Consider the following 20,160-nt stretch of genomic DNA (forward strand, 5'->3'; position numbering starts at 1 on the left):
ATCCGCGACCGTCTCCCTTGATGAGAGCACTTTCGGTGAAGAGTTCACCGGAAGCGTCGGAGGGAGAGCATCATGAACCACAACGGCATCATCCGCACCGCCACCATCACCGGCGTCGCCGCGGCGCTGAGCCTGGCCGCCGTCGTGCCTGCGCTGGCAAGCCCCCTGGCAGCGCGGTCCACCGACCCGGTCAGCACGGTCGCCGATCTCGACGGCGACGGCGAGATCGAGACCGTCACCGCCCAGCTCACCGGCGAGAACGACCAGGTCATCTCCGCCACCGTGCACGGCACCTTCACCTCGATCCACCTCGGCGCCGACAGCTCCGTCCCGCTCGACGCCCCGCGCGTCACCGACCTCAACGGCGACGGCCGCGCCGAACTGATCGTCACCCAGTCCGTCGGCGCCAACACCACCTTCTTCACCGCACTGCACTACGACGGCCGCAACCTCCGCCAGGTCGTCGGCAATGACAGCAAGCCACTGTCGGTCGCCGAAGGTGGCGGCGTCGCCGCCCACCTGGGTTACCAGTGCACCCCGCTCGACGGCGGCGGCCGCACCTTCGAGACCGTCGCCGCCGAAGCCGACGACGTCGGCGCCGACCCGCTCACCTACTCGGGCACGCGCACCGTTCACACCCTTCGCGACGGCGCGTTGACCACCCAGAAGACCATTCCGATCACCTCCCGCCCGGTGACCGACCCGGTACTGGGCACCGACGCCGCGAGCTGCGCCCAGACCGGAAGCTGATCGCGCGTGAAGGCCCCTTCCCCCTGCTGAGCCCAGGGTCCCGGCAAAGTCGAGATCTGCAGGTCAGGCGACTATTCCTGCTTGATCGACGGAAGATCGGGGACACTCAACGTCCCTGGTCTTCCGTTGATCAAGGGCGAGCCGAGGTGGGCAGGTCTGATTCTGGGCGCCGGCGGGCTTCAGTGTCCACAAGGGACACCGCGAGGCGATTGAGTGTCTGATTGATGCCGCTATGCACGGTTCTGCGGAGGGTCGTGAGTGGCAATGAGGGTTAGAACAACAAAGATCACTCACGACCCCCTCGCGAAACCGCCGAGGGAAGGGGGCCTTCACGCGTGACTACGGCTACGGGGCGTAGGTCAGGCAGTTGGCGGCGTGGTCACCCTCGCCCGGTCCCACCCGGACACTCGATGCGGTGCATTCCAGCGCGGAATTGTGACGACAGTCGGTCCGGGAACAGGCGCCCACCTGAGCGGTCACTCGATCGAGTCCGCCTTTGGTGTTGAGCGGGACGAACGTTCCGCAATCGGCCGATCCGTTGCCGCCACCGACCGTGATGGCGAAAGCGTGACAGCCGTCGTGGTTGTACGAGCAGCCACTGACCGTGCATTCGTGGACAGCGGGCATTTCGGTGGTGGTCATAACGACTCCTGTATTTCGTGGTGGTGGTGTCGTTCGGTATGACCAGGGTTACACCGCCCCGTTCCCCCGGCAATTCGGGGAAATTCCTTCACGTCCGATCAGAGGTCGACCTCAAGCCGCGAAGACGCTCGGGAGACACAGCAGTACATGCGTCCCGGTGGCGCGCCGATGTCGTCGCGGTGCTCCGGCCGGCCGCCGACGACGGTGATCTCGCAACTGCCGCAAACCCCTTCGCGGCAGCCGGACTGGATCGGGTACCCCGCGTGGCGCAAAGCGTCCAACATGGACTCTTCGGCCGCGACCGGCACCGTCCGTCCTGATCGGACACAGTGCACCTCGAATGGTTCGTCGGGCGCGAATTCCTTGGCCACCGGCCGGAAACGCTCGAGGTGCAGCCGCTGCGCGGGGAACGCCGCTTCGGCCGCGTCGAGCATCGAGGCAGGGCCGCAGCAGTAGACCAGTGCTCGCGGACCGAGCCCGGCCGCCAGCGCGGCGAAATCGGGCCTGCCGTGCTCGGCGGTGAAGCAGAGACTCACCCGATCGCCGTACGTTGCCTTGAGTTCGGCGGCGAACGGCATGGTGGCCGCCGACCTGCCCACGTACACCAGCCTGGCCGAAGGACCCGCCGCCGCCAGCATCGGCAGCATCGGCGTGATGCCGATGCCGCCGGCGATGAACAGGTATTCCGGCGCGGGCAGCAACGGGAAGTTGTTGCGCGGCAACGAAACATCGAGTGTGCGACCCTCGCGCAGGAACAGATGGATGTACTCCGAGCCGCCCCGGCTCAGCGGGTCGTACCGGACGGCGACCCGGTAGCCGCCGAGATCGGCCGGGTCGCCGCACAGCGAATACTGCCGGGTCAGCCAGTTCGGCAGCGCCAGATCGACGTGCGCGCCCGGCTCCCAGGGCGCCAGCGGTCCCTCGGCGCCGCGCAGGACGAGCGAGACGGTGCCCTCGGCGACCGGTTCCACGCGGTCGAGAACGGTCCGTTGCATCAACGAAATCACCTCAGTACAACTGCCGATAGGCGGTTTCGAGCATGTTCTCCAGTACCGCCGGATCGACGTCGAGCCCCATCTGTTCGCCGGCCATCTCGCCGGCGGACGGCAACTCGTCCGCCAGTGCCTGGCTCGCGGGATCCCATAGCCGGGACCGGACCAGCGCGCGGCCGCAGTGGAAGAACGTCTCCACGACCTCGACGATGATCGCCAGTTCCGCCGGTTTGCCTTCGGTGCGCATCCTGGCGAGGACGTCCGGTTCGTCGGTGGGATAGGCGCGACCGTTGACCCGGAACACTTCCCGCACGCCGGGGACCACGAACATCAACCCGATCCCGTCGTTCTCGGCGAGATTGCGGAACGAGTCGGCGAGCTTGTTGCCCGGCCGGTCGGGGATCGCCAGGGTGCGCTCGTCGAGCACCTTGACGAAACCCGGGTAGTCGCCACGCGGTGAGCAGTCGGGCAGGCCCGTCGCGTCGGACGTCGCCATCGCCGCGAACGGGGAATGGGCGATGAACCGGCGGCCGTGCCGGTCGACCCGGTCGTGGACCTTGGCCTTGATCATGGCCTCGGGTTCGCCGAGCCGGGCGCGCACCTCCTCGGGCGAAAGCCGGCGCGGACGCGTCTCGTTGGCGAGATCACTGCTGGTCATGGCACAATTATGAGCAATTACTCAGCCTGCTCGCTACTCGCTTTCACGCCGCTTCACCGGGAGTGTCATGACGTCGGAGGAACGACGGATCCAGCCACGTAAACGGCCGCGCCAGGTGCGGGCGGAGCTGACCAGGCAGCGCATCCTCACCGCCGCTGCTCACATTTTCGCCGAGTACGGGTACGCCGCGGGGACCACGAACCGGATCGCCGAGCGGGCCCGGATCTCGATCGGCTCGCTGTACCAGTACTACCCGAACAAGGACGCGATCCTGGCCGAGTTGCTGACCCGCCACCTCGACGGCGACCGGGCCACCGAGACGCTCCGCCGGTACAAGCAGTCGCCGGAACCGCTCGAGACCATCGTCCGGGAGTTCGTGCGCACGGTGATCGACAACCATCTCGACGATCCGCGGCTGCTGCAGATCATGCTGGAGCAGGCGCCCCGCTCCGGCGAACTGCTGGAACGGGTCACCCGGCTCGAATGGGAGATGATCGGTGACCTGCGGGAACTCCTCGACGGCCATCCCGAAGTCCGCGTACAGGACAAGGACACGGCGGCCAGGCTCGTGGCGTCCACCGTGGAACTGACCGTGCACCAGCTCATCGCCGCGCCCGGCTCCATCGACGTCACCCGGCTCGAGAACGAGCTCGTGGCGATGATCACCGGCTATCTCCGGGCGTGATTTTCCTGGGTTGACCAGGCGAAGAGCGGGTATTCACCAGCGTGAGCCGAGTAAGGGACAGGATGCATGGCCTTGCCGCCCATTGGAGGCGGAAAGGAGGCAGCATCGCCCTGATCTGGACGTTGATCACCCTTGGCCTGGCCACGATGCTGTGGCTGTCGGGCTTCCGCGCGTGGCCGGTGTATCTGACGGCGGCGCCGAGCGCCGTCGTTTCGGTACTGCTGTGGATCGGCGTCGCCCGCACCCGCCGCCGCAAGGTCGTCCAGAAGGAGCCGCGCGGTTGAGCTACTTCGTCGCGCGCATGGCCAGCTGGTCGAACTCGCGATCCGGCAGGGTCCTGTTGAGCTCGAGGAGTTTCTCGGCGAGGTGGCCGACCGCGTAGCGCGTTTCCGGCTTCTCGGCCTCGATCGCACGGCGGATGGCGTCCACGACGACGGAGGGGTCTGAGCCGTCACTGAGCCCGGTTTCGCCGTGGCGTGCCATGGCTTCCGCCATCTCCCGGTACGCCCCGCCGCCCGAATTCTCGCGGAGCTGCGCGGCCGTCTGGTCTTCGAACTCGGTCTTGATGATGCCCGGCTGGATGATCACGACGTCGATGCCGAAGGGCTCGACCTCCATGCGAAGCGTGTCGGAGAAGGCTTCCAGTGCGTGCTTCGACGCGTAGTACCAGGCACCGAACGGCAAAGCGATCTCGCCGCCGATCGACGAGACGTTGACGATCGTGCCGGACCGCTGGGCCCGCATGGCTGGCAGAACGAGCTGGACCAACCTCGCGGGTGCGAGGAGGTTGACTTCGAGCTGATCGCGCGCGCTGCCGAGCGGCACGTCCTCTACGGCGCCGTGCAGAACGGTGCCCGCGTTGTTGACCAGGACGTCGATCCGTTGCTGCTCCTCGAGAACGGTGTCGACCGCGCGGCGGAGATCGTCCTCGCTCCTGGCGTCCATCTTCAGCGGATGGCCGCCCGCCGCGCGGAGGTCGTCCATTTTCTCCACGCGCCTCGCGGCGCCGTAAACGCTGTGCCCGGCGCGCAGGAGCTCCAGCGCGGTGGCGTGGCCGATCCCTGACGAAGCGCCGGTGACCAGGCATACCTTGGCCGTCATCCCGCGTCCCCCTTTCTTCACTCTCGACGAAACATTAGGACCGCTTTTCGAGCTCCCGCAACACGAGTTAACGGTTAATCGAGGTGGAAGGCCTACAATCGATGCAATGACCATGGAGCTGAATGCACCAGGACCGGAGGACGGGTGCCGGGAAACCGCCTGACCCACGACGAGCGCGGGCAGATCGCCTCGGGACTGGCCGCGGGCCTCACCTACGCCGAAATCGCCCGTCGGCTGGAACGCCCCAAATCGACGGTGATCCGCGAGGTGGCGCGCAACGGCGGCGCCCACGGCTACCGGGCGAGCCAAGCGCAACAGGCCACGCGATGGCGGGCACGCCGCCGCAAACCCGGCCCGCCGCCCGTCACCACGCGGACCCCGGAAACGTTGGGAGACTTCGAAACCGAATTCGCCGAGACGATGGCAGCGACCGGCGTCCCGGCGATGATGGCCAGGGTGCTGGCCTGCCTGTTCACCGCGGACACCGGCGGCAGTACCGCCGCCGAACTGGTCGCCCGGCTGGAGGTCAGCCCCGCGTCGGTGTCCAAAGCCGTCGGCTGGCTCGAACAACGCGGCCTGATCGGCCGCGAACGCGAAGGCAGACGGCAGCGGTACGTCATCGAAGACGACTTCGGCTATCGCGCCTGGCAGGCCAGCCTCGAAGCGATGACCCAATGGGCGGAGGTCACCCGGCGGGGCGCCGGGCTGATCGACGGCCCGGCGGGTGCGCGGCTGGACGCCACCAGCCGGTTCTTCCGGCATCTGCACAAGGACATGAGCGAGGCGGCCGAACACTGGCGGCGGACGAGCCCGCGGTGACGTACCGGACGCGGCAGGGCGAGCGGCCGAAGCCGCCCGCCCTGTCCGGAACGCGGTGGGTCACCCGCGCTTGAATTCCTCCCAGGTCACCTTCTTCACCTTGGGACCGTCGTCCTTGGCGTGGCTCGCCAGACCGTTGAGCCCCTTGAAGTAGTCACCGGCCTGTGCCTGCGCCTGCGGCGACATGTCGGTGTCGCTGATCGCGATCCCGTGGATGTGCTCGGCCCAGTTGCCCTGGCTGGGGGTGCGGTGCCATGCGGCGAAGCCGACCTCGCGCAGTGCCTTCACCGCGGCGGTCTTGTTCGAGATGTTGTTCACCGAGATGTCGACGGCGCCCCCGCCGTCGTGCGTGCCACCCGAGGCACCGACGCCGCCGGCGTTGTACGAGCCCTGGGTGATGGTGAACTTGACCCCGGCCTTCTTCTCCGCGGCCGCGATCATGTCTGCGGTGCGCTTGTTCACCGTCTTGCCGTCGAGGCTGGTCTTCGAACCGACGCTGATCGGCGCGGTCACGGTGTAGCGGCCCTTGCCCAATTCGGTCAGCGAGCCCTTGCCCGGCAGCCCGCTGGCGGCGAGGCCGCTGTGCCCCAGCGACTTCTGGTACTTCTGGTACGCGGTCACCGTCGACGTGCCGAAGTGACCGTCGACCTGCTTCTTGTCGAGAAGGTTCTTCGCGGAGAGCGCCTGCTCGACCGCCTTGACGCTCTCACCGGAACCCGGCGTGATCGACTGGTCGGCCTTGTACGGATCCCACATGGCCGCCTTGACCACGGCCTCCATGTTCACCGACGGCGCGGCCACCGCGGGCTGTGCCGCCGTCATCCCCAGCGCGGCTCCGGACAGAGCGGCGAACATCGCGGCGGTTGCCACCTTGCGCATGACTGCTCCTTCACTCGTCGTGCTGCTCCCTGTGAGCGGCTTGTGATCGACACTGGCCCCAGGGCGGTGTCAGCCGGAACCGCCTGTACGGAACGTCTGACGTCAAAAAGCGCAGGTTGACAGCGTTTGACAGGGCCTCGGCCAAGCCGATACCGCTGGTCAGCGCGGCGATCCGGACACTCTTCGCGATATAGTCACCTGGCCGCGCAGAGTGACGAAAATCGTTGTCACATCAGACACGATCGCGAGGGGAAGCGTGCCGGAACCGCGAACAGACGAACGGGCACCGGAGCTGGAAGCGTTCATGGCCGAGCTGCGGAAGCTGCGCACGCGGGCCGGTGAGCCGTCGTTCCGGAAGATGGCCGCGAAGTCCGGCGCGGTGTCCCACGCGACCCTGCACCTCACCGTCACCGGCAAACGGCTCCAGCCGTGGGAGACGGTCCGGGAATTCGTCCGCGCCTGCGACGGCGACGAGGAGGAGTGGCACGCCAGATGGCAGGGCGTCCAGCTCGTGCTCGCCGCCGACCGTGAACCGGAGCCCGCTCCGCGATGGCGGTCCAAGCGTGTCCTGATACCGCTCGCCCTCGTGCTCGTCGCCGCGGTCGCCGCCGTCGTCGTCGTCGTCATCCTGCTGCCCGGCGGGCAGGACGCGGCCGGACCGCCGCATCCCGGCGACTCGAGCAAGTTCATCGCCGACGTGACCATCCCCGACGACACCGTCGTCAAACCGGGCACCCAGTTCGTGAAGGTGTGGGAGCTCCAGAACACCGGCACGGTGGAGTGGCGGAAACGGTACCTGCGCCGCACCGACCTCCCGGTCGCGCCCGGCACCTGCCGCACCCCGGACCGGATCCCGGTCAACGACACCGCCCCGCAGGGGCACGTGCAGGTGACCGTCACCGTGAGCACCCCGCCGACCGCCCCCGTCGACTGCAAGATCTTCTGGAAGATGGTCGACGAACAGGACCGGGAACTCTTCCCCGCCAACAAGCCGATCTACTTCTCCGTACTCGTCCGCTCCTGACCCGCCCCTCACGCGAGTTACGCCTCCAATCACGTGAGTTACGCCTTCAATCACGGGTGTGACGTGCGGGATCACGCGTCGCCCGAGTACGTGAAGGGGTCCTTCATGTACCGGCAGCCCGCCTGACTCCGGAACTCGCGTGCTCAGAGCCGCGACTCACGTGTCCAGGCCCGTAACTCGCGTGATTGGAGACGTAACTCGCGTGATCAGAGGCGCGACACGCGTGTCCAGACGGACATCACACGGCGAAAACACCTCGATCGGCCGGGAAAGTGCGCTAGCCGCGGGTTTCCCGGCTGCCTACGCTGAATCGGGCGCACGGGAACCACCAACGCCTCGGGAGTCTCCGATGAGAGCAACGAGAATCGTGTTCTGCGCCTTGTTCGCCGTCGGCGCCACCGTCCTTTCGCCGTCGGCATCGACGGCACAGACCGCGTTCACCCTGTCCAGTACCGCGTTCGCCGACGGCGGCCTCATGCCCAAAGTCCACGAGTGCACCAGCGGCGGCGGGCAGGATCCGGCCAAGAAGAACGAGTCGCCGCCGTTGGCCTGGTCGGGTGCTCCCGCCGCGGCCAAGAGCTACGCGATCGTCATGCGCGACCTCGACAACGCCGACCTCATCCACTGGGTCATCTACGACATCCCGGCGAGCACGGCCTCGCTCCCCCAGAACGTCCAGCACGTCTACCGCCCGCCGGTTCCGGCAGGTTCCAGGCAGGTCTACTACCGCGGGAGCGCGAGCCTCTACGGCTACCAGGGACCGTGTTCACCCTCCACCGTGAACACCTACGAGTTCGTCGTGCACGCCCTCGACCGGGCTTCGCTCACCGGTCTGAACTCCAGTTCGTCGACGCAGACCGCCGCCAGGGCGATCACCGCGGCCTCGATCGGTTCGGCGAGGATCACCGGCGAGTCGTAAGTCCCCTGGTCACCCGTGGCAAAATCGGCCCAATGCGGATCGGGATGCTGGGCCCCTTCGAGGTACGCACGGACGACGGCGGCCTCGCCGACGTGCCGGGCGCCCGGCTGCGCGGGTTGCTGATCGCCCTCGCGCTCGAACCGGGGCGGGTGGTTTCGAAAGCAACGCTCGTCGACTGGATCTGGGGTGAACAGCCGCCTGCCGACGCGACGAACGCGTTGCAGCGCTTGGTTTCCCGGCTGCGGAAGGTGCTGCCGGAAGGGGTCGTCGACGGCCAGACGGACGGCTACCGGCTGAAGGTGACGCCCGACGACGTCGACGCCGTGCGGTTCGAGCGTCTCGTCGAGAGCGCCCGCGGCGACGAGGAGCCGAAGCGGCTGCGTGAGGCACTCGGCCTGTGGCGCGGCGCGGCCATGCAGGACGTCGGCCTGCAGGAAAGCGGCGCTTTCGATGCCGCGGTCACCCGGCTCGAAGGGCTTCGCCTGACGGCGCTGGAGGATCGGTTCGACGCGGAACTCGACCTCGGCCACGGCGCGAAACTGGTCACCGAGCTGACGGATCTGGTCGCCGCGCATCCGCTGCGTGAGCGGCTCGTCGCCGCGCTCATGCGGGCTCTCGCGGCGACGGGCCGCGACACCGAGGCTTTGCTCGTTTACCAGCGCACCCGGGAAGCCCTGGCCGACGCGCTGGGCGTCGATCCCTCGCCCGAGCTGTCCGCGGTGCATGTCGCGCTCCTGCGGGGCGAGCTGGGACGCCGGGAGGAGAACCGCAAGACCAACGTGCGCGCCGAGCTGACCAGTTTCGTCGGCAAGGACACCGATGTCGCCAAGGTCCGCGAACTCGTCGCCGAGCACCGGCTCACCACGCTGATCGGGCCCGGCGGTTCGGGAAAGACCAGGCTGGCCACGGAAACCGCGCGTACGCTGCTCGGCGATCTGCCGGACGGGGCGTGGCTGGTGGAACTCGCGGCCATCGACCCCGGCGGGGATGTCGCTCAAGCGACGCTCGCCGCGCTAGGCCTACGCGACGCGCTGCTCGGCGACTCGTCGAGCGCCGAACCCGTCGAACGGATCATCGCCGCGATCCGCGAGCGCGAAGTCCTGCTGATCCTCGACAACTGCGAGCACGTGATCGAGGCGGCCGCGGCCTTCGCCCATCGAGTGCTCGGGGAATGCCGCCGTCTGCGGATACTGGCGACGAGCCGGGAGCCGCTCGGCATCACCGGTGAGACGTTGTGGCATGTCGTGCCGCTGGCCGTACCGGACCGGCACGCCGGCCCCGGCGAGATCGAGTCCTCCCCCGCCGTCCGGTTGCTGCGGGACAGGGCGAGTGCCGTGCGCAAGGATTTCGTGGCCGACAAAGCCACTTTGGCCACGATGGCGCGGGTTTGCCGGGTGCTGGACGGGATGCCGCTGGCGATCGAGCTGGCCGCGGCCAGGCTGCGCACCATGTCCGTCGACCAGCTCGCGAACCGGCTCGACGACCGGTTCCGCCTGCTGACCGGCGGCAGCCGGACCGCGCTGCCCCGGCACCGGACGTTGCGTGCCATGGTCGACTGGAGCTGGGAGCTGCTGAGCGACGCCGAACGGACCGTCCTGTGCCGGCTTTCGGTGTTCTCGGGCGGGGCGAGCCTGGAGGCGGCCGAACAGGTCTGCGTCAGCGAGGCCGTCGAGCAGTACGAAGTCCTGGAGTTGCTCACCGCGCTGACCGAAAAATCGCTGCTGGTCGCGGCGGGCGACGAAGCGCCGCGCTACCGGATGCTCGGCACGATCAAGGAGTACGCCGCGCAACGGCTCGCCGAGGCCGGCGAAACGATGCTGGCACGCCACGCGCATCTGGCCTGTTTCACCGAGCTCGCCGAGGACGCGGAGCCGATGCTCCGCCGCGCCGAACAGCTGGAATGGCTCGCCAAACTCAATGCCGAGCACGACAACATCATTTCCGCGATGCGCGGCGCGCTCACCGCGGGCGAGGCACCGGAGGCGATGCGGCTCGCGGCGGCCTGCGGCTGGTATTGGTGGCTCAGCGGGCACCGCACGGAAGGCATGGAACTGGTCAGTGCGGCCGTCAGGACGCCCGGCGAGGTGTCCGACGAAGTCGCGGCCGTGGTCTACGGGCTCGTTTCGCTGTTCGTGAGTTCCGGTTTCGCCGACGAGAACACCGCGGCGAAGTGGATCCACGAGTCGTACCGGCTGGGCATTCGCAGTGAGAACAAGCATCCACTGCTCGGGCTCGTCGTCCCGTTGGAACGCATGCTGGCCGGGGACGAAGCGCTGTCCGCGTGGGAACCGGTGCTGGAGGACGAAAACCCGTGGGTCCGCGCGCTGGGCAGGCTGCACCTCGGCAAGATGCGGGTCACGCTCGGCCATCCCGGCCGGGAGGCGGACGAGTATCTCGAGCGGGCGCTCGACGAGTTCCGCGCGCTCGGCGAACGGTTCGGTATCTCGTTCGCCCTGACCGAATTGGCGGACCGCATCGCCACCCGCGGCGAGTTCGCCACCGCTTGCGAGTACTACGAAGAGGCGGTCAAGGTCGTGACCGAGGTCGGTTCGGTCGAGGACCTCATCCGGCTGCGGTCGCGGCAGGCGCAGCTGTACTGGCTGATGGACGACGAGAAGGCTTGCGCGTCCGCCATGGCCGAAGCGCGACGGTACGCCGAGCAGGTCACGTGGCCGGGGGCGTTGGGCATGATGGCCCTTTCAGAGGCGGAACTCGCCCACTGGCGCGGCGAATCCGAGGAAGCGGCGAAGCAACTCACCTTCGCGATGACCGTGATGGGTGACGAAGCGGGCCTGGGACACGTGCGTGCCATCAGCCACGACCTTCGGGGCTACTTCGCGGACGATCTCGAGAAATCCCGTGCCCACCGGGAAGCGGCTTGGCAGGCGGCGGCCGAGGTGCGGCACGTGCCCCTGATCGCCCACATGATGGTCGGTGTCGCGGATCTGGCCCTGCGCCAGGACGATCCCGAACGGGCAGCACGGCTGCTCGGGGCGGCCGACGAACTACGCGGACTGCCGGATCGGTCACGTCCGGACGTGGCCCGCATCGAGGAAACGGTGCTGCGCCGCCTCGGCGAAGCGAAATTCGCGGAGGCGGCGCAGGAGGGCACCAAGGCGGACTGGAAGCAACTGGTCGAGGTCACGCTCGCTTCTTGAACGTCGAGGACGCCCACAGGTATCCGGCGAGCGCGATCCCGGCGCACCAGCCGAGAGCGAGATACACGTCGCCCGCGGCCGGTGCCCCGTTGAGAAGGCCGCGCAGGGTCTCGATGATCGGCGTGAACGGCTGGTACTCCGCGAACTCCCGGAGCCCGGGGCCCATCTTCTCCGCGGGAACGATCGCGCTGCTGAAGAACGGCAGCATGACCAGCGGCACCGAGGCCATCCCCGCGGTCTCCGGGGATTTCGCCGCCAGGCCCAGCGCGACGGTGAGCCAGGCCGCCGCGAAACCGAGCAGCACGACGATCCCGACCACGCCCAGCCAGTCGAGGAATCCCGCCGCCGGGGAGAAGCCGAGCAGGAAGGCCACGCCGGTGAGCGCCGCGATGGCGATCAGGTTGGTCAGCACGCTGGCGACGACATGCCCGTTCAGCACCGCGCCGCGGGAGACGTCCATGACCTTGAACCGGTTGATGATGCCCTTGGTCATGTCGGAGTTCACCGCCGTCGCGGTCGCGCCGAGCCCGTAGCAGACGGCCAGCAGCATCAATCCCGGTGTCGCGTAGTCGATGTAGTCGACGCCGACGCTGAACGCGTCACCGAACACGTACACGAACATCAGCATCATCACGACCGGCATCAGGATCGCGTTGAACACCGAGGTCGGGTTCCGGACGAGGTGCTTGAAGTTACGGCGCAACATCACCGTCGAGGGGGATTTCACTGCACTGCCTCCGTGTTGTGGCCCGTCAGGGCGAGGAAAACGTCATCGAGATCAGGGGTGTGGACGGAGAACTCTTCGGCGCTGACCGCGTACTCGTCGAGCCGGTCCAGCAGCGAGCGCAGGGATTTCGTCCCGCCGTCACTGGGGACCCGCAGCGCGAGCGCCTCGTCGTCCCGGGTGGCCCCGGGGAAGATCCGCGCCGCCGCGTCGAGTTCGGCGACGGTGGTGAACCGGAGCCGGACGTGCGTGCCGGGCATCTGCCGCTTGAGTTGGTCGGGAGTGCCGTCGGCGACCAGGCGGCCCTGGTCGAGGACCGCGATCCGGTCGGCGAGCTGATCGGCTTCCTCGAGGTACTGGGTGGTGAGGAAGACGGTCACGCCGCCCGCCACCAGCTCGCGGATGATCGACCACATCGTGCGACGGCTGCGCGGGTCCAGCCCTGTGGTGGGCTCGTCGAGGAAGATGATCCGCGGATCGCCGACGAGCGTCATCGCCAGATCCAGTTTCCGGCGCATGCCGCCGGAGTAGGTCGACGCCGGTTTCCGTGCCGATTCCACCAGGTCGAAGCGTTCCAGGAGGTCGCCGACGACCCGCTTGCCGGCGGTGCCCCTGCTCAGGTCCACCATCAGCTGGAGGTTCTCCTGGCCCGTCAGCAGTTCGTCCACCGCGGCGAACTGGCCGGTGACCCCGATCGCCGCGCGCACCGCCTTGGCTTCGGTGACGATGTCGTGGCCGGCGACCTTCGCCGTCCCGCCGTCGGCCTTCATCAAGGTGGTCAGCAGGTTCACCGTCGTCGTCTTCCCCGCCCCGTTCGGCCCGAGCAGGGAGAAAATGGTGCCGGAGGGGACCTCAAGGTCTATACCTTCGAGTACGACCTTGTCGCCGAAGGTCTTCCGCAGTCCGGAGACCGCGATCGCTGTGTCGTTCATGGTCACCACTTTGGGCGGCCGCGCTGACACGCCCCCGCCACGCCGCTGACACGGGTGGTGTCAGTGCCGTGTCAGCCCGATGTCAGGCCGCGCGGTGAGAGTGGTCGTCACAACCACCACGAAAGGCGAAGCGATGACTCAGACGGTTCCCATCCCGCAGGGCCTCCCGATGGACCGCGACGCGGGCCCCTTCGACCCGCCCAGCGAGATCACCCGGCTGCGCGAGGCCCGCCCGGTGAGTCCCATGGTCTTCCCCGACGGCCACGAGGGCTGGCTCGTCACCGGCTACGACGAGGCCCGGCAGCTGATGGCCGACACCCGGTTCAGCTCGCGCCAGGACATCGGCATCCTCCACGCGCCGTACGAGACCCCGGGGATGCCCACCCCGACCGAGCCCTCCCCGCCGATGCCGGGCATGTTCGTCGCCATGGACCCGCCGGACCACGGCCGGTTGCGCAAGCGGCTCACCGGCGCTTTCACCGTCAAACGGATGAAGCAGCTCGAAGACCACATCGTCGAGATCACCGAACGGCACCTGGACGCGATGGCCGCGCTGGTCCCGCCGGTCGACCTGGTCAAGGAGTTCGCGCTGCCGGTGCCGTCGCTGGTGATCTGCGAACTGCTCGGCGTCCCGTACGAGGACCGGGAAAAGTTCCAGGCCGACTCGGCCCAGCTCATGGTCAGGGACCAGACGCTGGAGGAGAAGATGGCCGCGTTCATCGGGATGAACACCTTCCTCACCGAACTCGTCACGCGCAAACGCGAGACGCCCGGCGACGACATCCTGTCCGATCTGGGCCGCCACGAAGACCTCACCATCGAGGAGCTGGCGGGAGCCGCTTTCCTGCTGCTGCTCGCGGGCCACGAGACCACCGCGAACATGCTGTCACTGGGCACCTTCGCGCTGCTGGAGCACCCTGAACAGCTGGCCGAACTGCGTGCCGACGCGGAGCTGTTGCCCAGCGCGGTCGAGGAGCTGCTTCGCTACCTGTCCGTCGCCGACATCTTCTTCCGCTACGCCACGGAAGACCTGGAACTCGGCGGCGAAACGATCCGCGCGGGGTCGACCGTCATCATCTCGCTGCTGGCCGCCAACCGCGATCCGCGGCGGTTCGAAAACCCCGACGCCTTGGACCTGCACCGCAACGCCCGCGGCCTGTTGTCCTTCGGGCACGGCATCCACCAGTGCCTCGGCCAGCAGCTGGCGCGGGTCGAGATGCGCGCGGGCTTCGAAGGGTTGCTGCGCCGCTTCCCGACCCTCGCGCTCGCCGTCCCCGCCGACGAGGTCAAGCTCAAGACCGACATGAACATCTACGGTGTCCACGAACTGCCGGTCACCTGGGAGTCTTGAGGGTTTGGCTGAGCGTCAAAGCGGTGAGGGCGACGGCGAATCCGGTGAGCTGCCAGCCGGTGAGGGTCTGGCCGAGCACCAGGAAGCCGGCGGCCGTGGCGACGAGGGGGTTGGTCAGCGTCAGCAGGGAGACCGACGTCGGAGCGAGGCGGTCGATGCCGCGGAACCACAGCGGATAGGCCACCGCGGTGGTGACGATGCCGATGTAGCCGTAGCCGAGCAGGTTCGCGGTCGTCAGCGAATCCGGGAGGCCTTCGAACAGGAGCGTCGCCGGGGCGAGGACGACGCCGCCCAAGGTGAGCTGCCAGCCCGTCATCGCCAGCGGATGCCCGGGTCGGCCCCATTTCTTGGTCAGGAGCAAGGAAACGGCCATGAGTCCGACGGCGGCGAGCATCGCGGCCAGGCCGAGCGGGTCGAGGCGGGCTTCCGCCGAAAGGGTCAGCAGGGCGACACCACCGGCGCCGACGATCGCGGCGAGCACGATCGGCGCCGGTGTCCGGACCCGGAGCATCGGCAGCGCGAGCAACGCCACCAGCAGTGGTTGCAGGGCGCCGAGGGTCGCGGCGACGCCGCCGGGAAGGCGGTACGCGGCGAGGAAGATCAACGGCAGGAAGGCGCCGAAGTTGAGCATCCCGAGCACCGCCGTCTTCCACCACCACGACCCGTGCGGGAGCCGCCTGGTCAGGGCCAGGAGGAGCAGCCCGGCCGGAAGCGCCCGCAGCGCGGCGGCCAGCAGTGGCCGGTCCGGAGGCAGCAGGGTCGCGGTGACGACGTAGACGGTGCCCCAGCTCGCCGGTGCCAACGCGGCCAGTCCGACGTCCGTGAGCGTCGGTTTCGCGGTTGCCGTCACGGACCGCTCGACGGTGATCGCCATGATGTCTCCTCACTGATAATCTCAACGTTGAGATAACAGCAGCGACTTCTGTCAATGTCAAGTCTCTTAATGTTGAGATGATTGGAGGCGCATCGTGGCCGACGCGGTGGACGCGGTGATCGGGCTTTGGCGACACGAGCGGCCGGACCTCGAAGACAAGCTCTGGCCCGCCGAGGTGATCGGGCGCGTCCAGCGGCTTTCGCGGATCCTCGACCGGAAGCTCAAGGAGTTCAACGCCGAGCACGACCTGGAATCGTGGGAGTTCGACGTGCTCACCACGCTCCGCCGCTCCGGGGACGCCGACGGCCTGACGCCGGGCGCGCTGCTCAAGGCCGCGATGGTCACGTCGGGGGCGATCACGAACCGCATCGACCGCATGGAGACCAAGGGCCTGGTCGAGCGGGTGCGCGACAGCGAAGACCGCCGTTCGGTCAAGATCCGGCTGACCGGCAAGGGACGTCAGGTCGTAGACGAGGTTTTCGAGCTCCACCTGGAGAACGAGGCCCGCCTTCTCCCCGAACTGAAACCGGCGCAGTGGGCCGAACTGATCGGAGGCCTACGGCTACTGCTCGAACACTTCGGCGACACGTCACTCGAGTGATTCGAGCGCGACGGCAACGGCGTCCAGCGCGTCGCCGGGCTCGACGCCGAGTTCCCTTGCGGCGCGGGCGTATTCGTCCGCCGCCGTCTTGAGGAGCGTCGCTTTTTCCGGGCGGTCGGCGCTTTCGGCGACGACCGTCCCCTTGGCACGCGCGGTGTACACCCAGCCGTTCTCTTCCAGCTCCCGGTAGGCCCGCGCCACCGTGCCCGAGGCCAGCGCCAGATCCCTGGCAAGTTGCCGGATGGGCGGCAACCGGGTGCCCGGGGCCAGCGCGCCGGTGGTGATCAAATGGACGAGCTGATCCCGGACCTGCCGCCACGGCGCGATGCCGAGGTCCGTGTCGACGACGACCTTCAACGGCACCGGACGACTTCCGCGCGTGAGCGGTGGGCGAGGTGGTACCAGCCGGCGAGCCCGGCGACGACCAGGATCCACGAAACCAGGTTCGTCACCTCCGGGATCGCGAGCGTCACGGTGGCGGCGAGCCCGAGCCCCGCGGCCACCCGCGCACTACGGACACGCAGCGCGCCGTCCGCCGCACTGTCCCCTGTGGACGGTCGGCGCACGGCGAGCAGGATGATCAGCCACGTCACCGCGGAAACGGCCACTGCCACCCCGAGCAACGTCCACCAGCGATGGACCACGAGCCAGACCACCGCGGCCACGACGATCACCGCGTAAAGGGCCAGCCCCCAGTCAGGAACGAGCCCGCGCACGGCACGCCGCTCCAACCCGGCCTCGCGGCGCGCCCGTTCCTGCGGTCGCTGCGCCAGAACCTCGGCGATCAGCGCGCCGATGAGCAGTGTGGCCAGGAAGACAGACGTGCTGTCACCCCGGATCCCGGCGAGTTCGGCCAGCACCGGCAACCCGAGGAACAGCCACGGATACCAGAACCGGCGTCGGCGCAGGTAGCGCACGGCTTCGGCGACGTCGGACGGCGAAGGATCGTCGACCCCCCACCGCCGCAGCACCTTTGTTCCCTGCTTTTCGCCCGGCCACAGCAAAACCAGGATCGCCAGCCCGAACAAGCCCATGATCAGGGCCACGGCCGGCACGTTGTCGAACGGCACGATCGACCTCCTCGGTCTTGTATCAAGTACACGATACAAGACCGAGCGACCTCTCGCCGGATCGGCGTACCAAGGACCGCATTGGCGGCGCGTGATCCCTCACGTCACACACGTGATTGGAGGCGTAACTCGCGTGATTGAAGGCCTTCACGTCCAGCCGAGTGGGGTGACTTCCGCCGCCGACGTCCACGGGCCGCGACCGCCTGCTTCGGTGAGGGCGCGGAACCGCACATAGCGGGCCCGGGCCGGCCAGAACCGAAGGGTCTTCCGGGCCGCGTCATCGAGGAAAGTGCCGGTGGCGACAGGACTTCCCCACCCCGAACCGTCCGTGCTCAGGTAGACCTCGTAGCCGCCGACACGGCCGTGGTCCGAACCGTCCTGGCGCGGCAAGTACGCCAGGCCCGTGACGGTGCGGGTGGCGCCCAGATCGAGGTGCAGTTCGTGCGGCAGCGGGTCTTCCCCGCCGGACCATTTGGTGTGCCAATGGGTGGCGGGATCACCGTCGACGGCGTTCGTGGCGGCACCGGACTCGCCCACGGTCTCCTGGCTGTCGGCCGAGCGGACGGTGGCGGCGAGCGGCCCCGAGCCCATGACCGGGTCGCTGATGGTTTCGGCGCCGGTCTCGACATGGCCCGCGAAGCGGCGAAGGAAGCCATCCGGTCCCTGGACGGTCAGGTCGTACCAACCACTCATGCCGCCTTCGGTGCTGAACCAGTCCTCGACCGTCGCGCCGGACGCGACCGAGTACGTCCACGGTCCGCCGCCCCGGTTGCCGGTGCGCACAGTGAGCTCGCACGCGGCACCCGCGTTAGTCATCTTCAGGTACACGACACCGGAACCCTGTCGCAGCACGACTTCCGGATTCGGTTTGCCGCCGGTGGTCGCGATGATCCGGTTGCCCGCGAACCGCCGCACGAAACCGTTGGGGCCGTGCGCAGTGAGGTCGTACGCACCGTCCGGGGAACCCGCCTGCCAATAGTCCGAGAGCGTCGCGTTCGCAGCGACGGTGTAACGCCACGGCCCGTCGGTCCGGTGCGCGTTGGCGTACACGTAGAAATGCGAGCCCGCCGCTCCGGTGTTGGCGAAGTCGATCCAGAACCGTTCGGCCGTCACTCGCCCCGAAGCCGCGAGCTGGTAGGGCAACGGCCTCGCCGGGCGAACCCCCGTCTCCGACACGGGAGGCTTCTGCACGGAAGGCGGTTGCGGCTGGGTGTTCCACGGCCCGCTCGTCGGCACCGGTTTGGTCAGCGCCGGATAGGTCGCGCTCGGCGCCGTGGTGTCCAGCGCCGACGTCAGATCCCCGCAGACGGTGCGCCGCCACGGCGAGATGTTCGGTTCGGCGACGCCACACCACTGTTCCAGGAACCGCAGCACCGAGGTGTGGTCGAAGACCTCCGAGCACACCTTCCCACCGCGGCTCCACGGCGAGATGACGAACATCGGCACCCGCACGCCCAGCCCGATCGGCTCACCGGAAACGAATTCGTCGGTCGTGGCCACGGAGCTCTTGCCCTCCGCGTCGGAGGCGGGCGGCGCGGGCGGCGGCATGTGATCGAAGAAGCCGCCGTCTTCGTCGTAGGTCAGCAGGAACAGCGTCTTGTTCCACACCTCGGGTTTGGAGGCGATCGTGTCGAGGATCGACTTGACCAGATCGGCCCCGGTATTGGGTCCCCACGCGGGATGTTCGGTCTGCGATTCCGGCGCGACGATCCATGACACCGACGGCAGCCTGCCCGCGTCGACATCGGCCTTGAAGGCACTCGGCAACTGCTTCGGCGCGACCCGGGCCAGCCCGCGGTCGTACAGGGCCCGCTCGGCCGCGGTCAGGGTCGCCACGCCGGCGGCCAGCCCGTCGAGCAGCCGGGTCCGTTCGGCGGCCGAAGCCGAATCCAGTGCGTAGTAGAAGTACTCCAGCTTCGGGAAGGCTTTTCCGGCGGAGTCCTTCACCTTCGACAGCGCTTTGGTGCCGACGGCCAGGAAGCTGCTGAAATAGTCGAGCGAATTGTCGCCGTAATTGTCCCATTCCTGATACACCCGCCAGCTGCGGCCCGCGGCCTGGAGACGCTCGGCGTAGGTCTTCCAGGTGTAGCCGGTGTGCCCGGGGTTCTGCCAGGCGTTGTTGCCGATGGCGCGCGTGGTGCCGTCCGGCTCGAAACCGAGTTTGCCGGTGAACAGGTACATCCGGTTCGGGTTGGTGGGCCCCATTTCCGAGCAGTGGTAGGCGTCGCAGACGGTGAAGGCGTCGGCCAGCTCGTGATAGAACCGCAGTGCCGAACGCGTGTGATAGGTCAACGAGCGAACACCCTTGGCCGCGCGCCACGCGTCGTGCCTGCCCTTGTTCCACGCCCGATGCCCGCCGGACCAGCTGTGGTCGACGTCGGCCATGAACTGGTCGTCGATCGCGTACGGGAGCAAGGTGCCCGCGCCGTCGGGCTGCTGGAACACCGAAGCACCCGAAGGCAGCTTGATCGCGGCCGGATCATTGAAGCCCCGCACCCCGCGCAGCGTCCCCAGATAGTGGTCGAACGACCGGTTCTCCTGCATGAACACCACGACGTGCTCGATGACGTCGAGTCCGCCCGTCGGCGCTTCGGCGGCGAGCGCCTCCCGGACGCTCGCCGGGAGCAACGTGAAGGCGGATGCCGCACCAGCGGCCTTCAGCAGGGTACGACGGCGCACGGAGCCCTCCAGGATTTGCGTTGAACCCGTTCGAAGGTGCTCGAAACTGCACCTTTGCTGCGACTATCGAGCAGATAGAAGCATAGGTGCCGGATGGGTTCAAGGGTTCCGCCCCGGGGCTGCATGATCGGAGCAACAGGACGCGACTTTCGGATGGTGCTTCAATCCGTGAAGGCCCCCTTCCCTACCCTCAAGGTAGGGAAGAAGGCCTTCACGGACCCATCACCCGACTCGGCACCTTTGCCCTATCCCTCAATAGAGCGACCGCCGGCTGACCAAACCTGGCGCGTCGCCTCGCAAGG

General features: G+C 68.1%; 20 protein-coding genes. 9 read left to right on the plus strand and 11 right to left on the minus strand.

Annotation, left to right across the window (positions count from 1 at the left end):
• Window positions 1–72 precede the first annotated feature (72 nt).
• Window positions 73–750, plus strand: coding sequence for a VCBS repeat-containing protein (locus ACLJO0_RS32865; RefSeq protein ID WP_410582843.1), 678 nt, complete (start codon window positions 73–75; stop codon window positions 748–750).
• Window positions 751–1,095: 345 nt separating this feature from the next.
• Here the strand turns inward: ACLJO0_RS32865 and ACLJO0_RS32870 are convergent, their stop codons facing one another.
• From ACLJO0_RS32870 to ACLJO0_RS32880, 3 genes are all read right to left on the minus strand, one after another.
• Entirely contained in the window at window positions 1,096–1,392 is a 297-nt protein-coding gene (locus ACLJO0_RS32870; RefSeq protein ID WP_037310991.1) for a DUF1540 domain-containing protein, read from the minus strand.
• A gap of 98 nt (window positions 1,393–1,490) precedes the next feature.
• Window positions 1,491–2,387, minus strand: coding sequence for a PDR/VanB family oxidoreductase (locus ACLJO0_RS32875; protein ID WP_410582844.1), 897 nt, complete (start codon window positions 2,385–2,387; stop codon window positions 1,491–1,493).
• A gap of 13 nt (window positions 2,388–2,400) precedes the next feature.
• Window positions 2,401–3,042 carry an MSMEG_1061 family FMN-dependent PPOX-type flavoprotein gene (locus tag ACLJO0_RS32880; RefSeq protein WP_410582845.1) on the minus strand — a complete coding sequence of 214 codons (642 nt, stop codon included), beginning with the start codon at window positions 3,040–3,042 and terminating at the stop codon, window positions 2,401–2,403.
• A 67-nt stretch (window positions 3,043–3,109) separates the two neighbouring features.
• Between ACLJO0_RS32880 and ACLJO0_RS32885 the strand changes: the two genes are divergently transcribed.
• Both ACLJO0_RS32885 and ACLJO0_RS32890 read left to right on the plus strand, forming a co-directional pair.
• Window positions 3,110–3,727 (plus strand): TetR/AcrR family transcriptional regulator, encoded by a 618-nt coding sequence (locus ACLJO0_RS32885; RefSeq protein WP_125796222.1) that lies wholly within the window; start codon window positions 3,110–3,112, stop codon window positions 3,725–3,727.
• Window positions 3,728–3,849: 122 nt separating this feature from the next.
• Window positions 3,850–4,011 (plus strand): hypothetical protein, encoded by a 162-nt coding sequence (locus tag ACLJO0_RS32890; protein WP_410582846.1) that lies wholly within the window; start codon window positions 3,850–3,852, stop codon window positions 4,009–4,011.
• A gap of 1 nt (window position 4,012) precedes the next feature.
• On the opposite strand, the gene ACLJO0_RS32895 is transcribed toward ACLJO0_RS32890, so the two are convergent.
• Window positions 4,013–4,828: an oxidoreductase gene (locus ACLJO0_RS32895; RefSeq protein WP_410582847.1), complete on the minus strand. Its 816-nt coding sequence runs from the start codon at window positions 4,826–4,828 to the stop codon at window positions 4,013–4,015.
• A gap of 144 nt (window positions 4,829–4,972) precedes the next feature.
• On the opposite strand from ACLJO0_RS32895, the gene ACLJO0_RS32900 reads away from it, so the two are divergent.
• On the plus strand, window positions 4,973–5,647 hold the full coding sequence (locus ACLJO0_RS32900) for a helix-turn-helix domain-containing protein (RefSeq protein WP_410582848.1): 675 nt from the start codon (window positions 4,973–4,975) through the stop codon (window positions 5,645–5,647).
• 60 nt (window positions 5,648–5,707) lie between these two features.
• Here the strand turns inward: ACLJO0_RS32900 and ACLJO0_RS32905 are convergent, their stop codons facing one another.
• Entirely contained in the window at window positions 5,708–6,526 is an 819-nt protein-coding gene (locus ACLJO0_RS32905; protein WP_410582849.1) for a peptidoglycan-binding domain-containing protein, read from the minus strand.
• 256 nt (window positions 6,527–6,782) lie between these two features.
• On the opposite strand from ACLJO0_RS32905, the gene ACLJO0_RS32910 reads away from it, so the two are divergent.
• From ACLJO0_RS32910 to ACLJO0_RS32920, 3 genes are all read left to right on the plus strand, one after another.
• Window positions 6,783–7,550: an NBR1-Ig-like domain-containing protein gene (locus ACLJO0_RS32910; RefSeq protein ID WP_410582850.1), complete on the plus strand. Its 768-nt coding sequence runs from the start codon at window positions 6,783–6,785 to the stop codon at window positions 7,548–7,550.
• A 349-nt stretch (window positions 7,551–7,899) separates the two neighbouring features.
• Window positions 7,900–8,469: a YbhB/YbcL family Raf kinase inhibitor-like protein gene (locus ACLJO0_RS32915; RefSeq protein WP_410582852.1), complete on the plus strand. Its 570-nt coding sequence runs from the start codon at window positions 7,900–7,902 to the stop codon at window positions 8,467–8,469.
• Window positions 8,470–8,501: 32 nt separating this feature from the next.
• Window positions 8,502–11,627 carry a BTAD domain-containing putative transcriptional regulator gene (locus tag ACLJO0_RS32920; RefSeq protein ID WP_410582853.1) on the plus strand — a complete coding sequence of 1,042 codons (3,126 nt, stop codon included), beginning with the start codon at window positions 8,502–8,504 and terminating at the stop codon, window positions 11,625–11,627.
• Here the strand turns inward: ACLJO0_RS32920 and ACLJO0_RS32925 are convergent.
• The gene (locus tag ACLJO0_RS32925) at window positions 11,611–12,333 is read right to left on the minus strand and encodes an ABC transporter permease (RefSeq protein ID WP_396559272.1); all 723 of its coding nucleotides are present in this window, start codon (window positions 12,331–12,333) and stop codon (window positions 11,611–11,613) included. The two genes, ACLJO0_RS32920 and ACLJO0_RS32925, sit on opposite strands and share 17 nt — an antisense overlap.
• Window positions 12,334–12,350: 17 nt before the next feature.
• On the minus strand, window positions 12,351–13,283 hold the full coding sequence (locus tag ACLJO0_RS32930) for an ATP-binding cassette domain-containing protein (protein ID WP_410582854.1): 933 nt from the start codon (window positions 13,281–13,283) through the stop codon (window positions 12,351–12,353).
• Between the two features lie 133 nt (window positions 13,284–13,416).
• On the opposite strand from ACLJO0_RS32930, the gene ACLJO0_RS32935 reads away from it, so the two are divergent.
• Window positions 13,417–14,634 carry a cytochrome P450 gene (locus tag ACLJO0_RS32935; RefSeq protein WP_410582855.1) on the plus strand — a complete coding sequence of 406 codons (1,218 nt, stop codon included), beginning with the start codon at window positions 13,417–13,419 and terminating at the stop codon, window positions 14,632–14,634.
• Here the strand turns inward: ACLJO0_RS32935 and ACLJO0_RS32940 are convergent.
• Entirely contained in the window at window positions 14,618–15,508 is an 891-nt protein-coding gene (locus ACLJO0_RS32940) for an EamA family transporter (protein WP_410582856.1), read from the minus strand. The genes ACLJO0_RS32935 and ACLJO0_RS32940 overlap by 17 nt on opposite strands.
• A 94-nt stretch (window positions 15,509–15,602) precedes the next feature.
• Between ACLJO0_RS32940 and ACLJO0_RS32945 the strand changes: the two genes are divergently transcribed.
• Entirely contained in the window at window positions 15,603–16,109 is a 507-nt protein-coding gene (locus tag ACLJO0_RS32945; protein WP_410582857.1) for a MarR family winged helix-turn-helix transcriptional regulator, read from the plus strand.
• Here ACLJO0_RS32945 and ACLJO0_RS32950 read toward each other — a convergent pair.
• From ACLJO0_RS32950 to ACLJO0_RS32960, 3 genes are all read right to left on the minus strand, one after another.
• The gene (locus tag ACLJO0_RS32950; RefSeq protein ID WP_410582858.1) at window positions 16,098–16,472 is read right to left on the minus strand and encodes a GntR family transcriptional regulator; all 375 of its coding nucleotides are present in this window, start codon (window positions 16,470–16,472) and stop codon (window positions 16,098–16,100) included. The two genes, ACLJO0_RS32945 and ACLJO0_RS32950, sit on opposite strands and share 12 nt — an antisense overlap.
• Window positions 16,463–17,179 carry a hypothetical protein gene (locus ACLJO0_RS32955; RefSeq protein WP_410582860.1) on the minus strand — a complete coding sequence of 239 codons (717 nt, stop codon included), beginning with the start codon at window positions 17,177–17,179 and terminating at the stop codon, window positions 16,463–16,465. Before ACLJO0_RS32955 ends, ACLJO0_RS32950 begins: the two co-directional genes overlap by 10 nt.
• 147 nt (window positions 17,180–17,326) lie before the next feature.
• Entirely contained in the window at window positions 17,327–19,858 is a 2,532-nt protein-coding gene (locus ACLJO0_RS32960; protein WP_410582861.1) for a phosphocholine-specific phospholipase C, read from the minus strand.
• Window positions 19,859–20,160 lie beyond the last annotated feature (302 nt).

It is taken from the genome of Amycolatopsis sp. lyj-108 (assembly GCF_046549005.1).
Lineage (GTDB): Bacteria > Actinomycetota > Actinomycetes > Mycobacteriales > Pseudonocardiaceae > Amycolatopsis.

Excerpts from the sequence above, each read along its gene's own strand:
- ACLJO0_RS32865 (WP_410582843.1), top strand. The coding sequence starts at position 73 with ATGAACCACAACGGCATCATCCGCACCGCCACCATCACCGGCGTCGCC.
- ACLJO0_RS32940 (WP_410582856.1), bottom strand. The coding sequence starts at position 15,508 with ATGGCGATCACCGTCGAGCGGTCCGTGACGGCAACCGCGAAACCGACG.
- ACLJO0_RS32920 (WP_410582853.1), top strand. The coding sequence starts at position 8,502 with ATGCGGATCGGGATGCTGGGCCCCTTCGAGGTACGCACGGACGACGGC.
- ACLJO0_RS32930 (WP_410582854.1), bottom strand. The coding sequence starts at position 13,283 with ATGAACGACACAGCGATCGCGGTCTCCGGACTGCGGAAGACCTTCGGC.
- ACLJO0_RS32870 (WP_037310991.1), bottom strand. The coding sequence starts at position 1,392 with ATGACCACCACCGAAATGCCCGCTGTCCACGAATGCACGGTCAGTGGC.
- ACLJO0_RS32875 (WP_410582844.1), bottom strand. The coding sequence starts at position 2,387 with ATGCAACGGACCGTTCTCGACCGCGTGGAACCGGTCGCCGAGGGCACC.
- ACLJO0_RS32895 (WP_410582847.1), bottom strand. The coding sequence starts at position 4,828 with ATGACGGCCAAGGTATGCCTGGTCACCGGCGCTTCGTCAGGGATCGGC.
- ACLJO0_RS32885 (WP_125796222.1), top strand. The coding sequence starts at position 3,110 with ATGACGTCGGAGGAACGACGGATCCAGCCACGTAAACGGCCGCGCCAG.
- ACLJO0_RS32880 (WP_410582845.1), bottom strand. The coding sequence starts at position 3,042 with ATGACCAGCAGTGATCTCGCCAACGAGACGCGTCCGCGCCGGCTTTCG.
- ACLJO0_RS32925 (WP_396559272.1), bottom strand. The coding sequence starts at position 12,333 with ATGTTGCGCCGTAACTTCAAGCACCTCGTCCGGAACCCGACCTCGGTG.
- ACLJO0_RS32935 (WP_410582855.1), top strand. The coding sequence starts at position 13,417 with ATGACTCAGACGGTTCCCATCCCGCAGGGCCTCCCGATGGACCGCGAC.
- ACLJO0_RS32915 (WP_410582852.1), top strand. The coding sequence starts at position 7,900 with ATGAGAGCAACGAGAATCGTGTTCTGCGCCTTGTTCGCCGTCGGCGCC.
- ACLJO0_RS32905 (WP_410582849.1), bottom strand. The coding sequence starts at position 6,526 with ATGCGCAAGGTGGCAACCGCCGCGATGTTCGCCGCTCTGTCCGGAGCC.